Raw genomic sequence first — 14466 nt, forward strand, 5'->3', positions numbered from 1 at the left:
TAACCAAACGGAACCTACGTTCTCTCGTGGATGAAGCTGTCTGTCTTCTATGTCAACCTTTGTCAGCTTAGCTATAGAACTAGCTAGCGCCACTAGAGATGCTTTTTCGAGCCGCAAAACGACCCTATCTCATCGCATTCCAGCTCTATCTCTTCATCGTCGCCGGGCTGAATATCTTTGCTTGACATACTTATACAGCCAAGATTGTGAAATTCCGGTCACCCGTGAGATGGCGGCGATTGAAAGTCGCTCTAGCAACATTTTATCGACCAGTTGCCTTTGGGCTTCAGAAATGTATTTTTCCTAGCTTCAGGCGTAAATTGCCGATGGCTGTTTTCCATTGTGGATATGACCGTACTTCACGACATCTTGAGACTAGCAGCGGGGGCAAGTAATTGTACTCATGGCTTCACCCAAATCTAACTACCCTCTATTTTAACCATTACAACAACAGGACTACCGAGCAGGTGTGGTCTTGGCTGAAACGGTGAGTTAATCATGCATGGAGTTTAACCAAACGGAACCTACGTTCTCTCGCAGATGAAGCTATCTGTCTTCTATGTCAACCTTTGTCAGCTTAGCTATATCTGACCGTCCCCAACGTGCCAGAATTGCTCTTTCCCATAGTCACTACCTTGCCGCTGCAGTTGCTGGCCTACACAATTACAGCCTAGCAGGGCTTAGACGCGGACCGGCCGCGCAACAAGTTGGTGACAGTGGAGTAACCCTAGTCTTCGTCCCACTCGTCGAGCAGTTGGGCCTCCAGACGAGGACCCAAGCGTTCCATTTCTTCTGGCGATAGGGGCTCGGCCTGGCCGTCGCTGTTGAGGCGGGCGAAAAAGAGGAGGGGTTCAACGGGGGTGTACACGCCGTAACGCCGCCCTTCGTAGTAGAAGACGCCTAGTTCTTGGAATTCCTCCGATTCAATTTCGCCGTTTTGCCCCTCGTAATCCAAAAACAGGGTTTCCGTTTCCTCGGCTTGGGGTAGTTCCCCTTGAGCGGTCAAGGTCAAGGCTGTGTCCAGGAGCGTCAAGTTCTGCTCGGCCAGCACATCGCGGGCAATGGGGAAAATGCGGGCCAGCTCCTCCTCGTCCAGGTCTAGAAGGGTATCCCCTGCCTCACCCCAGGCAAACAGCTCCACTGGCGCATCCACCGGCGATAACAACAGATAAGGGCGCTCGTCCACCTCCAAGGTGCGGTCCACATAACAGGCCAGGGAACGCCCCTGGTCGTCCACCAGAACCACCTGCGCCGGAATTTCAAAGTGGTGTTGGGAATTGCGACCCATAGGTTTCTCCAGAACGACGGGCGTGGGGTTGTTGGCTCAGCCACTGTTGCAGGATGAGAATGGCCGCCTGCTGGTCCAACGCGGCACGATAATCGGCCTCCGAGCGATAGCGCCGCCGGTCCAGTTGCTGCGCCGCCGCCCACGAAGTCAACACTTCGTCCACGTAGACGACCGGTAACCCCAGATACCGCCCTAGATAGTCCCCCTGTTTTTGGGTAAAGCGCGTTTGGGCGCTGGACCGGCCGTCGGGGTAGCGGGGTAAGCCCACCACCAGCACCTGAGGACGCCGCTGCTGCACCAAACGAGCCAACGCCTGGGGTGCTGTCGGCCACGTCAGCGTCGGTAACCCTGTGACCACCAAACCGGTGGGGTCACTAATCGCCACCCCAATCCGCTTGCGACCAATATCCAGACCTAGGCCAACCACCATCCTAGGGTCATTGTGCCATGTTCCGGTCCCCTTCAAACGAATCACGTTGGGTCAAGGGCACCGGCTGTAACTGGGGAAGTACCTCTGCCCAGGCCGGCAATTCCTGGAACGAAAACTTGGCCTCCCGCAGCTTGTGCCATACCGAGCGACACATCCATAGGGTCTCCCCTTGAGGCACCGCCCCTGCCCACCGGAAACAGGCCTCTCGCTCCGGCTGGTAGTCCATACAGGCTAGGCGCAAACCGGGTTCCGGAGCCACTAACCGCGTCAGATGGGCCAGCAGTTGGGGATACAGCCAGGTGTAGGCCGGGTGAACTGTCAACTCCACTGGGTGGGGCTGCGTTGCCTGGGGGTCCCACCAGAGACTGAAATAACCGATGGCGGCCTTGCGCTGAGGTTCAAACACGTAGCCCTGGATGGGTCGCGCCCGCCCTCGCCATGCTCGCCAGCGATACCACAGGGTCTGCCACAGGGGCACGGCAAAATCCTGGGGGTGCCGGTCAAACACCTGTCGCACCAGAGGGGGCATCGCCACCGTATCCAACTGGTAGCGCAGATAGGCATCCCGTGGCCCCACCGGACTTAAGGGGGGAGATTCCAAGCCGGATTGGGCCAACGCGGTCAACGCCTCCCCGTACAAGTGCCAGTAGGTGCAGTGGGCCAAGGGTTGAAAGCCGTTTTGCCGGTACAAGGCCAAGCGCTCCTGGTCAAGGGTCGGGACTTCGACCACCCACGTGCGCGCCTCCAGGACTGTTTCTAGGGCATGGCGCAATAGTTGTGTCCCAATCTCCAGGCCTTCTCCCCTGACCCAAAGAACTTGCCAAGTGCTGCGGCTGCGGTTAAAGGGCGCTACATGGATGGCCCCTACTACCTGGGTATCCGCCACTGCCAACCAGCTATAGCCCCGCCGGTCGAGCGGCGTCTGCAGCCACTTGCGTTCCCGGGGGTGGGGAGAACGAATCGTCAGCATCAGGGGCTAGGGGGCGAATCAACAGGATAGGTGTCTGTTCGTCGGCATTGCCAGCCGGGTTATCCACCAGCACGCGGCGCAAAAACGCCCAATCCACCTCCGCTGTTGCTGCCACTATTCTAACCGCTTTCAGGTCGTTGACATCCACAATGGCCGCCGCCAGCCCCGTTTGTTCGCGAATCTCAGCCACCACCGTCTGGGGTCGCGCCGGCCCCAGCACGATGAACTGGTCGTAGGGGGGCAACGTGCCGGTGACATCGTCAATCAGCGCCGCCTGCTCTCCGGCCAATTGGTAAAACACGCCTGGGCGTCCGGCCAGTTTCGCAATGGCACCCACCACAAACGCGCCCACCACGCGCGGCCAACCCACCAGGTCGATCAGGGTTTGCATCCCGCACGCGGTTGCTAGGCTTGAAGTGGGTTGGAAAAAGGTACACAGGCGTCTGGCCCACCAACCAGGTTGCACCTGCTGGGGATGGCGCCACCGCCCCTGCATGATGGCAACGGGGGTTTCTCCCAGAACCACTATGTCACCTGGCAAGGCGTGGGGTAAAGCATAGCGTTTTACCACTCCCACAGGGTCGTCCAGGTGGCTGAGCAGGTGGGTGTGGAGGCACAGCACCTCGGCTCGACCGGGGAGATGGCGGCTGCTGATGGTGCGGGTCGGGTCGGGAAACGCCAGGGGTAAAACCACGTGCTGCTGACGAGGTTGCCAGCCCGCTGGTCCGTAGGTGACGTAGTCAAACCGCAACCAGGCTGCCTGTAGACCGCTCAAATCCGGCCCCTGAATATCCACGACCACTTCCATCCCCACCCGCTGGCGGGTCTTGATGATGCGAGCGCGCCAATAACCGTCTGGCCGGGTGGGAGCGTCGGGATGCTGGGAAAGCAGTTGGGTCGAGACCTGGACCCCCGCCGTGTCGTGGCGCGAGAGCAGTTGCACCCGCACGGTACACTCCGGCACCATGACTTCAAAGCGGCTGCTGGGATTGACCCATTCCAGTTGTCCGCGCCAGCGCAAGTGGTCAGGCTCCTGGATGTCCATCTGCCAGTAACCCCGCGTCAGGTGCAGGGGATTCTGGGAACGCCGGCACCACCAGCGGTCCAACCACCACAGACCTCCGCCTAGCAGCGCCAGCAACAACCACCGGATACCCGCCAAGACCTCAATCCTCGCGCGCGTCCGGCCCTTATTGTAGCGTTAGGACAAGCCCTAGACCCGCTCCAGCAGCGGCACGGGTGTCTCACACCGGACTTCCGGCGTGTCCTGCTCCGAAGGCGGCACCACCTGCCAGAACAAGGGCAAATAGCGTTCCCACTGCACCAAGATGCGTTCCGCCTTGCGGCTGCCGGTGCGCTCGTGATGGGCAGCAATCAAACTGCGCAGCTGCCTTTCTCCAAGTGGACTCGTAACGCGCTGGATTTTCACAATTTCCTGGTTCACCTTGGCGGGTAAGTCCCCTGTTTCGTCCAGGATGTAGGCCAGCCCGCCGGTCATCCCCGCGCCGACATTGCGCCCCACGGGTCCCAGCACCACCACCACGCCGCCGGTCATGTACTCGCAGCAGTGGTCACCCGCCCCCTCAATCACCGCCTGGGCCAGGGAGTTGCGCACGGCAAAGCGTTCCCCCGCCCGACCATAGGCAAACAACCGGCCACCCGTTGCCCCGTACAGGCAGGTATTGCCGATGATCACCTGGGCGCTGGGGTCGCAGGCCAGCTCCGGGTCGGGCACGACGATGATTTCGCCCCCGTGCATCCCCTTGCCCACGTAGTCGTTGGCCTCACCGGTCAGGTGCAAAATCATCCCCGGCAGATTGAACGCCCCGAAGCTCTGGCCGGCGCTGCCCCGAAACTGCAGGGTGATTTGGCCCCGGAACCCATCATCGCCGTGCAAACGGGCAATCTCCCCTGCAAGGCGCGCCCCAACGCTCCGGTCCGTGTTGCGAATCGGCAACGTCAAAGTCAGGCTGCCGTGGGTGCGGATCGCCTGTTGCAGGTCTGGTCGCGCCAGCAGTTGGTCCTCCAAGACTAAGCCGTTGCTGTGAACCGGTTCGTGCTGGAGCCAGCTGCGGTCGGTGCGGGTGTCGGGCAACTGGGTCAGCACCGCCGTCGTCAAGCCCTGGGTTTTGGTAAGGGTCACGGCGCGCGGTTGCAGCAAATCGGCCCGCCCCACGATGTCTGCCAGGGAGCGATACCCCATCTGGGCCAGCAGACCCCGCACCTCCTCAGCGACAAATAGGAAGAAATTCACCACGTGCTCCGGTAACCCAGAGAAGCGCGCCCGCAGGTCCTCCCGTTGCGTGGCCACCCCCACCGGGCAGTTGTTGGTGTGACAGACGCGGGCCATGATGCAGCCAGCGGCGATCATGGCCACGGAACCAAACCCAAACTCTTCCGCCCCCATCAGGGCGGCCATCACCACATCCCAGCCGGTTTTCAGGCCCCCATCCACCCGCAGGATGACCCGGTCCCGCAGGCGATTGTTCAGCAGCACCCGATGGACCTCTGTCAGCCCTAACTCCCAGGGCGTGCCCGCGTGCTTGATCGAACTCAAGGGGGAGGCGCCGGTGCCCCCGTCGTGCCCGGAAATTTGAATCACATCGGCATTAGCTTTGGCCACTCCCGCCGCAATAGTGCCGATGCCAATTTCTGCCACCAATTTCACGGACACCTGGGCGCGGGGGTTCACCTGGTGCAGGTCAAAGATCAACTGGGCCAGGTCCTCGATGGAGTAGATGTCGTGGTGCGGCGGCGGCGAAATCAGGGTCACCCCCGGCTTGGAACGGCGCAGCATCGCGATATAGGGGCTGACCTTTTTGCCGGGCAACTGCCCGCCTTCCCCTGGTTTGGCCCCCTGGGCGATCTTGATTTCGAGCTGCTGCGCCTGGATGAGGTACTCCGGTGTCACGCCAAACCGGCCCGAAGCCACTTGTTTGATAGCGGAACTGGCGGTATCCCCGTTGCGCAGGCCCTTCAGGTGGGGGAGCGTTGGGGAATGGCCGCTTTCGTCCACGTCCATCAACACCCGAAAACGCACCGGGTCTTCCCCTCCTTCTCCGGAATTGGACTTGCCCCCTAGGCGGTTCATGGCAATAGCCAGCACCTCGTGGGCCTCCCGCGAGAGGGCGCCAAGGGACATCCCCCCTGTGCAAAAGCGGGTGACAATCTGGCTGGCGGGTTCCACTTCCGTTAGGGGGATAGGCGCGCGGTCGCTGACAATCGTGAGCAAATCGCGGGGCGCTGTCGGAGGACGATGCTCCAGCAGTTGTAAGTAGGCGGCAAAATCCTCTGAGCGCCCAGACCGCACCGCCTTGTGGAGCAACTTGGCCATCTCCGGCGAGTTCATATGGTATTCTCCACGGGGCCGGGCCTGGATAAATCCCCAATTTTCCAGGCGCTTGTGAATCAGTTCGGGGAACGCCTGCCGGTGGAAACGCACAATTTCCTGGGTTAACTCGGCCAAGTTCAGGCCCCCCAACTGGGACACTGTGCCCTGAAACGCCAGGTCCACCACCTCGGGTCCCAGGCCCAAAATCTCGAAAATTTGCGCGCCGTGGTAACTGGCCAGCAGGGAAATCCCCATTTTGGAAAGAATCTTCAGCAGGCCGGCTTCTACCGCTGCTCGGTAATTCGCTTGGGCCTCCGCCACCGTACAGCGGCTCAGTTTCCCCTGCGCCATCAACGTCTGGGTTTTGGGGTCCTGGCACCAGTGGCGCACCGTCTCCCAGGCCAGGTAGGGACACACAGCGCTGGCCCCGTAGCCAATCAGGCAAGCGAAATGGTGGGTACTCCAACACTGGGCCGTGTCCACCACTAGCGACGCCCGCAGGCGCAATCCTTGGGCAATCAGGTGGTGATGCACCGCCCCCACCGCCAACAGCGGGGGTATCCAGGTGCGAGTCGCTGTCAAAGGCTCCGCCCGGTCACTCAGGATGAGAATTTCTGCCCCCTGTTGTACTGCAGCGACCGCTTGGTCACACAAGGCCTGCACCGCTTGCCGCAAGGCATCCGCGGGGGTGATGTCAAACAGGGTGCTCAGCGTGACCGTCCGAAACTCACTAGCCTGGATGGCCTCCAATTCCGCTTCGTTCAACACGGGCGAGCGCAGCCACAGTTGCCGCGCATCCTCAGGACGGGGTTGGAGCAAGTTTCCCCGCGGACCCAAGCCCATCTCCAGCGACATCACCAGGCTCTCCCGCAGGGGGTCAATCGCTGGGTTGGTCACCTGGGCAAACCGCTGTTTGAAGTAGTCGTAAAGCAGATGGGGCTTGTCCGACAGCACCGCCAGGGGTGCGTCATCCCCCATGCAAAACGTGGGTTCCTTGCCCGTGCTGGCCATCGGCTCGATGATCATTTCCACATCTTCCGCCGTGTAGCCAAACGCCATCTGCTGGCGCAATAGGTCCGCCGCTGCCAACTGGCAGGTTTCGATAAAAGGCTGAGGGTCCAAATGGCGACGGTACTGCTTCACCCAGACACCGTAGGGATGTCGCTGGGCCACCCGCTGCTTGATGGTCCAGTTGGTGAGCAATTCCCCCCGGACCAGGTCCACCGCCAGCATCTGTCCCGGTCCCAAGCGCCCCTTGGCCAGCACCTGTTGCGGCGGCACCTCCACCACGCCCGCTTCGGAGGCCACAATCACCCAATCGTCCGTGAGCACGTAGCGGGCTGGGCGCAAGCCATTGCGGTCCAAGGTCGCTCCCACTACCTGGCCGTCCCCGAAGACAATCAGCGCTGGCCCATCCCAGGGCTCCTGCAACCCGGCGTAGTACTCGTAAAAGTCCACCACCTCTGGGTAATCTGCCAACTCTGGTTGCTGGCGATAGGCTTCGGGGATGAGCAGCATCATTGCCTCCAGCGGACTCCGCCCCGAGCGCACCAACAATTCCAAGCTGCTGTCTAAGTTGGCGGAATCGCTATTGTGCAGATTCACGACAGGACGCAAATCCTCCAACCGCCCGTCCCAGGCCGGATGAGCAAAACTCGCCTCCCGCGCCACCATCCAGTTGATGTTGCCCAGGAGCGTGTTGATTTCCCCGTTGTGCCCCAGCAGGCGCATGGGTTGAGCCAGGGGCCACTTGGGCATCGTGTTGGTGCTAAAGCGTCGGTGATAGATGGCAAATGAGCTTTGGTAGCGCGCGTCCTGCAAATCCACGTAAAACTCCCCGAGCACCGCTGCCCGCACCATGCCCTTGTACACAAGCGTGCGACCCGATAAGGAACAGACATAGAACTCGCCGCCCCACGGGTGCTGAAGCGCTTGCCGTTCCAACCGCTTGCGGGCCAAGTACAACTGTTGCTCCAGCCGGTCGTCGTGCCAGTCAGGATGGGCGACTACCACCTGCGCAATCGCTGGGCAATTCTCCCGCGCCTGCACCCCCAACACCTCTGGGCGAACCGGCACTGGTCGCCACCCCAGCACCATGAACCCCTCGCCCTGCAGTTCCTGGGTAACCCATGCCTGGGCCTGCAGAACCGCTTCCGGCGGTAAAAATACCATCCCCACGCCCGTGCGACCTGGCACCAGCGGCGGCAACCCCATCGCTTCGGCCCAAGCCTGCAACAGGTCCCAGGGCAAGCCGGTCAGGACTCCCGACCCATCCCCCGAATCCCGGTCGGCGCTGCATCCCCCACGATGTTCCAAACAGGTCAACGCCGCTAGCGCCTGGCTTACCACCGCGTGACTGGCTCGCCCCCGGCGGTCGGCAATAAAACCCACACCACAGGCATCCCGTTCATCGGTCAACCAAGGCCAAGGGGAATCGTGCATAGGACACTTGCCTCAACGACGTGAAAAGACCACTACCCTGCCGACGTCATCCCCCCCGATGATTGACTCGCCGATGCCCTGGGGACGTCAACTCTCAGAGCGCCAACCCTACAACGTCCAAGCCCTCGATGACACCGTGCGTTGTACGCCGGGCAGATGCAGCATCCCCTATTTTATAGTGTTTTCCGTCCAATCGCGCTGGGTTTAACCCCTTTGCAGTTCATCCACCACCACCGCCAGCACAGCGGCCAACAGGGTAATCCCCAAGGCGACCCAGGGATGTTGTCCTTGCACCACGGCCCAGGAGGTGGCAACCCCAGCCCCCAAACCAGCCGTCACCAGCGCCATCGGCCAATCCTGTGGACTCCGACGATACATAAACACCCACGACTTGACTGCAGACGATCGCTCAAGCAAGGTAACTGGCCCTGCGACCTTCCCTGTCGGTTTTGCAATGAAACGTTAGATTCAACGGCGCGGGATTCACAAAATTTCAGAGTCCAGTGACCGGTTGGGAGTACCAACCCTTGCTCACATCCCCGCGACGGCCCCCGTCGCCCCCCATCAGGATCACCCGGTTGAGCACGTGGATCACCCCGTTATCGGCCAGGATGTCAGCGGCTAGCACCGTGGCGTTTTTCACCTCGAATTCGTCCCCCTGCAGGTAGATGGGGATCAACGACCCCTCCAACGACTGCAGGTAGTCCCCATCCCGCAAGTCTGCCTTGGTGTAACGCCCCGCCACCACGTGGTACTTGAGAATACGGGCCAACTGGGGCGGATTTTGCACCAGCGTCGTAATCGTCCCTGGCGGCAGCGCCGCGAAGGCATCGTCGTTAGGGGCAAACACCGTAAACGGACCTGGACTTTTGAGCGCTTCAACCAAACCCGCTGCCTGTACTGCCGCTACCAATGTCTGAAACGACCCGGCGCTGACTGCAATATCCACAATATCAGCCATGACCCACGGGGAATCGCACTTGTTTTCCCGATTATACCCCGTCTGAGGGCGGCTGGGGCTGTTTCAACTGGTCGCGCCACTCCTGCAACTGCTGAGCGACCACCTGCTGTCCACCCAGCCCAAACGCGATGGCAATGGCAATCGCCACTGCCCCAAACAGTAGCCCAAACGCCAGGTTGACAATGTCAGCGGCAATTCCCATCTGGCGCAACGCCATGGCTCCTACCAGCGCTAGGGTCGCCACCCGCGCGCCATGGGCCAGTAATCGGGCTTGGGGCGTCCCCGCCCGAGCGATCAACCGGAATGTCGTATTGGCCGCGTACAACCCTACCGCCAGCACCAGCAGTCCCACCAACACCTGGCCGAAGATCACGAGTAACCCTGTCGCCACTGCTGTCAAAGTGGGAATTTCCAGCACTTCTACCGCTGCAATCACGCCCAACTGCACCACACCCCCCAGCACGATGAGTCCCACCACCTGGGACGGCGTCTGCTGCATCTCCGTGGGTGCCGGCAACCCTAGCCAGACCAGCACCTGGTCAAACCCCGCCCGCGTCAGCGCCTGGGTTATCACTTCGCTCAGGAGGCGACCGCTGATGTAGGCCGCTAGTAAAATCAAACTCGCCGTAAATACCCGCGGCAAGGCTGTCAAAAACGTATTCAGCATCGCCACCGCTGGTTGGGAAATCGCCCGAATTTCCAGCGCCTCTAGCGCCGCCACCAGCGTGGGAATCCAGACCAGCACATAGACCAAGCCACCGCCCACCTGGGACAGGCGCACCTGTTCGCTAAACCCCAGTCGTTGCCCCAACCGGTCCATCCCCACCGTCACCAGCAGGTTAGTGGTCATCGTCCGCAGTAGCCGCGCCACAAGCCAGCCCACTAGACCAATCAACACCGCCTTCAAAATCCGGGGCAACGCCGCTAGTAACTCATTCAACAGGTTTTGCACCGGCTGGAGCGGCCCTTGAAGCTGCAACGTGTCCAGGATCAACGGCAGGAAAAACAACAGCACAAACCAGTACAACACAGTCCCCAAGGTTTCCCCTACGGTTACAGGGGCCGCGCCTTCGGGCTGCGCCGGCAAGTCCAACGGTTGGTCAAGTCGCAACGAGCGCGCCAGGCGTACGACCACCAGCTTGGTCACCGTCGCTATCCCCCAGGCGATGATGGCCAAGATGGAACCCCCGACCAACCGCGGCACGTAGGTAAAAATTTCATCCAGCAATCGGGTTAATGGTTGAGAAACGCCAGACAAATTCAAAACATCCAACGCCCCTACCAGACCCAATAACAGCACCAGCCAAAAAATAATTCGACCCAACCATTGGCCAATAGAAATCTGCGGCTCTGCTGCCCCAGAAACCAGTTGGGAAAGCCGGTCGTCAATTCCTGTACGCTTAAGAATAGTTTGCGCGCCTTTCGCCAGAAGGGAAGCCGCAATCCAGGCAATAATAAAAACCCCTAGTGCCCCCAACAAATTGAATACAAAGGGAACTAAACGTTCAAAATTGAGATTAATCCAGCGCTCTCCCTGAGTCGTTAATTGAGCAAGTCCCGGTACAAAGTTTACCCCCAGCCCTAGTAGTCGCTCTACTGGCATAGGCATCACGCTCATCTGTATATTTTATTTATTTCTAGATGTATCCTATCACCCCCCGTTTCCAGGTCTAAGTTATATTTTTTCTTTAGCTTTGTTAGGACAAGCCAGTTGGGTTTAAAAATAGGGAGAGTTGGATTGATAGCTAAGCTACTTCAGTTTGTCAGGTCAAGGGCAGGAAAATTCGAAACAGAGCTATGCCCTGCGACCTCAAGACATGACAAGCAGAGATGGCTTGGCTGGTGTATTTACTCGTCTCTCAGGTCGTAGGACACAGCTCTAGGCCGGTTTGGACTCTGCCAAATTAAAGTGGCTTGGCTATTATAAGGCCTATTTCCGGTTGACAACCTGCGATGGGGGCTGTTCAGAGAGGGTCCCCGCTGCCGCTAAGCTGACACCCGTTCCTTAAACTGTTTGCCCGCTGAAAACACCGGCACCTGCGTCGCCGGAATCTTCATCGGTTCACCGGTACGGGGGTTGCGACCTTCCCGAGCTTGGCGCTTGCGCACTTCAAACGACCCAAACCCTACCAACGTCACTTTTTCCCCCGCCGAAACAGTTTCGATGATGGTGTTGAAAACTTCCGTGATCACGGTGTCCACCACCTTTTTCGGCAAGTCAGCATTTTGGGCAACTAGTTCCACCAATTCACCTTTGTTCATGACACCACACTCCTCACAAACAAGATCTTCCCAGTCTTGATCCTGCGGAATTGAGTTTATTATGACACAGGTTTTGAGCTTTAGTGGCCCTGAACGATATTGGAAAAACACATTTTGCTAAAAATTTAGTCTTCCAACCCCTCATCCACGGGGAAGCGGTTCATGGCCTCCCAAGCCAACCGCGCGTTGGTTTGCAGGGGAGCGGACAGGTGGGGCGCATGGGGAATCTGGGACAACACGTCCATGGTCCGCCGGATCAACCGCACGATGTCGCCGCCGTCGAGATTGGTATGTTGACAGAGCTCTAGCCAAGGCACCCCCGCTGCCCAGCGTTCCACCAACGGTGCCAAGTCGGGCTCTAGCCACAAGGGGAAACCAATGCGATACCGGCGTTGCAGTTGAAACAGTTTTCGCCGCAGGGGTCGCAACTGGGCCAATGCCGCATCCACCGGCGCCGGGAGCGGGTAGTTCGTCCAGCTATCGGAACGGGGTGTTTCCATCACCAGCGCTGCGACCGCCGCCGCCAGATGGGGAGGACTCAGTTCATCAAACGCCCCACTGCGCAAGGCCAGCCCCAACCAGAGTTCGTTATCCCCCCGCAGGGCCGCCACCGTTTGCCCGAGAGATGTTGGGGTCAGGGACGCTAAACATTCGCACTCGGTAAGCATATCCATCAAATTCAAAAAGTCTTGCCAGTGACGCTGGGATTTCTGCTGCCATTCCTGCTGCAACTGCTGAATCTGCTGGTCTAGCTTTTCCAGTTGAGATTGCTTTTGCACCAGCGCCCCCGATTTGGTCAACCGCCCAGGATGCGCCGCCAGTTGCGCTTCCAACCGCTCCACTTCCTGGCGTTGGGCCACCACCTCCGGCGCCATTTCCACCGGCAGCATCTCGGGAATTTGCTGGGCAATCAAGGCGGTTTGTTCGTTGCCGTGGCGATGCTGACCGGGTTTCGGCAACAAATCCACCGGCGGCGTCAGGTAATCCACCGCGCTAATGCGGGGCAGTTCGGCGTGCAGGTCAATCACGTCATGGGTCGTGACCACATACCAGCGGTTGTCGCGCCCAAGACAAACCAGGTAGGGAAATTGCCCGCCACCAGCCACCCGCGTCACTAGCACCGCCGGCGTGGGCTGGGGAATGTGTTTGCCCTGGAGAATCAGCACCGTCCCTACAATCGCAAAATTCACCGCCAAAGCCAATTGCTTTTGTCGCGTCTCCCGCGCCTGTTCCTCCAGCATCTTCAACAACCGGCGAGCTTCCTTGTGCTTCTGGCGTAATTTTTCGTAGGCGGCGACTTGGGCCATATCCACCCCTGCCAGTTCCTGGGCCAGTCGGTCGCGCTGGGCTTGCAGTTGCGCCAGTTTCTCTTGCAGGGGTTGCAGCGCTCGCAGGGACAAAAATTGCCCAAAACTCCGCTGCACCAGTTCCTTCGTCTCCTCCAGCGTATGCATTTGCAACAGGTTCAAAACCATGCCGTAGCTGGGGGTGAACTTGCTCTCCAGGGGGTCCGGGTCAGCCAAGGCAAAGCGTACGGCTTCTCTGGCCCCCTCAAACGGCGTTTGCAGGATGATCACGTACCCCTGGTCGTCCATGCCCCGGCGTCCGGCCCGCCCCGCCATCTGGAGAAATTCCGACGGAAACAACAGGCGGTGGCCCCGGTCGGTGCGCTTGGAGAGACTGGAAATCACCGTCGTGCGCGCCGGCATGTTGATTCCCGCTGCGAGCGTTTCGGTCGCGAAAACCACCCGGATCAATCCCTGCTGAAACAGGGTTTCAATCAAGGCTTTCCAGGGGGGCAAAACACCCGCGTGGTGCGCAGCAATCCCCCGGTAGAGCGCCTCCAGCATCGAGCCCGGTTGGTACAGTTCGGGGTTGCGAGCCAAAAACTCATCCACCTGCTGGCGCAAACGCTCCGATTCCTCCGGCGTTAGCAAATCCAATTCCCGCACCGCCTGCACCGCCTGGTCACACCCCCGCCGACTAAAGATGAAATAAATTGCTGGCAACAAATCCCAATCCCGCAATGTTTTAACCACCATTTCAACCTCAGGAATCCCCTGGCGGTCACCGGTCGGGCGACGCAATTTCAAGTGGGGATTCGGGCCTGTTTTCGTTTCGTTGAGCAGGGGGAAAATACCCTTTTGATTGCCGAAAAAAAACTGCAACGGCACCGGTCGGAAATCGGAGTAAATCAATTCCGTCGGTCCATGCACTTGTTGAATCCATTGGGTGAGTTCCCGGCTATTCGCCACCGTAGCGGACAAAGCCACCAACTGCACCGACGGCGGGCAATAAATGATGGTTTCTTCCCAGACCGTTCCCCGTTGCGGGTCATTCATGTAATGGCATTCGTCTAAGACCACCGCATTCAAGCCCACCAGCGACGTGCCCACTTCCCCAATCGGCGTGCCGTAGAGCATATTGCGAAAAATCTCGGTGGTCATGACGACAACCGGCGCGTCGCGATTGATAGACACATCCCCCGTCAACAACCCCACCATTTCCGCGCCAAATTGTTGCCGAAAATCCCGAAATTTCTGATTGGATAACGCCTTCAGGGGAGTGGTGTAAAACACCCGTTCGCCTCGCCACAACGCTCGGTGAATGGCATATTCCGCCACTAGCGTTTTTCCTGACCCCGTCGGCGCGCACACCACCACGGACCGACCCGCCGCCAACGCCTCGATGGCCCGGCGTTGAAACGCATCCAGGGGAAAGGGGAAAAGCTGGTCAGGGTCAGGGGTCAACGCGTTACCCATAGCCGCTTTTTTCCTATTGT

10 protein-coding genes are annotated in these 14466 nt (G+C 59.6%); all 10 read right to left on the reverse strand.

Annotated features, from left to right (window positions below):
- Positions 1–727 precede the first annotated feature (727 nt).
- The 10 genes from NZ705_00965 to NZ705_01010 all read right to left on the reverse strand — a co-directional run bounded on the left by NZ705_00965 (position 728) and on the right by NZ705_01010 (position 14446).
- Positions 728–1288, reverse strand: a complete 561-nt coding sequence (locus NZ705_00965; protein MCS7291532.1) for a DUF3727 domain-containing protein — start codon at positions 1286–1288, stop codon at positions 728–730.
- Complete coding sequence (ruvX, locus tag NZ705_00970) at positions 1260–1718, reverse strand: Holliday junction resolvase RuvX (protein MCS7291533.1); 459 nt, start codon at positions 1716–1718, stop codon at positions 1260–1262. Before ruvX ends, NZ705_00965 begins: the two co-directional genes overlap by 29 nt.
- A 7-nt stretch (positions 1719–1725) precedes the next feature.
- Positions 1726–2688, reverse strand: coding sequence for a GNAT family N-acetyltransferase (locus tag NZ705_00975; GenBank protein MCS7291534.1), 963 nt, complete (start codon positions 2686–2688; stop codon positions 1726–1728).
- Positions 2615–3850 (reverse strand): hypothetical protein, encoded by a 1236-nt coding sequence (locus NZ705_00980; GenBank protein MCS7291535.1) that lies wholly within the window; start codon positions 3848–3850, stop codon positions 2615–2617. Before NZ705_00980 ends, NZ705_00975 begins: the two co-directional genes overlap by 74 nt.
- Before the next feature lie 51 nt (positions 3851–3901).
- Positions 3902–8461, reverse strand: coding sequence for a glutamate synthase large subunit (gltB, locus tag NZ705_00985; protein ID MCS7291536.1), 4560 nt, complete (start codon positions 8459–8461; stop codon positions 3902–3904).
- 204 nt (positions 8462–8665) lie between these two features.
- The gene (locus NZ705_00990; GenBank protein ID MCS7291537.1) at positions 8666–8809 is read right to left on the reverse strand and encodes a hypothetical protein; all 144 of its coding nucleotides are present in this window, start codon (positions 8807–8809) and stop codon (positions 8666–8668) included.
- Between the two features lie 145 nt (positions 8810–8954).
- A complete protein-coding gene (locus NZ705_00995; GenBank protein MCS7291538.1) occupies positions 8955–9422 on the reverse strand; it encodes a fasciclin domain-containing protein in 468 nt (155 codons plus the stop codon).
- A 31-nt stretch (positions 9423–9453) separates the two neighbouring features.
- On the reverse strand, positions 9454–11040 hold the full coding sequence (locus NZ705_01000) for a mechanosensitive ion channel (GenBank protein MCS7291539.1): 1587 nt from the start codon (positions 11038–11040) through the stop codon (positions 9454–9456).
- A 368-nt stretch (positions 11041–11408) separates the two neighbouring features.
- Positions 11409–11684, reverse strand: a complete 276-nt coding sequence (locus tag NZ705_01005) for an HU family DNA-binding protein (protein MCS7291540.1) — start codon at positions 11682–11684, stop codon at positions 11409–11411.
- A 125-nt stretch (positions 11685–11809) separates the two neighbouring features.
- Entirely contained in the window at positions 11810–14446 is a 2637-nt protein-coding gene (locus NZ705_01010) for a DEAD/DEAH box helicase (GenBank protein MCS7291541.1), read from the reverse strand.
- Positions 14447–14466: the final 20 nt, after the last annotated feature.

It is taken from the genome of Gloeomargarita sp. SKYB120, from assembly GCA_025062155.1.
Classification (GTDB): Bacteria; Cyanobacteriota; Cyanobacteriia; order Gloeomargaritales; family Gloeomargaritaceae; genus Gloeomargarita.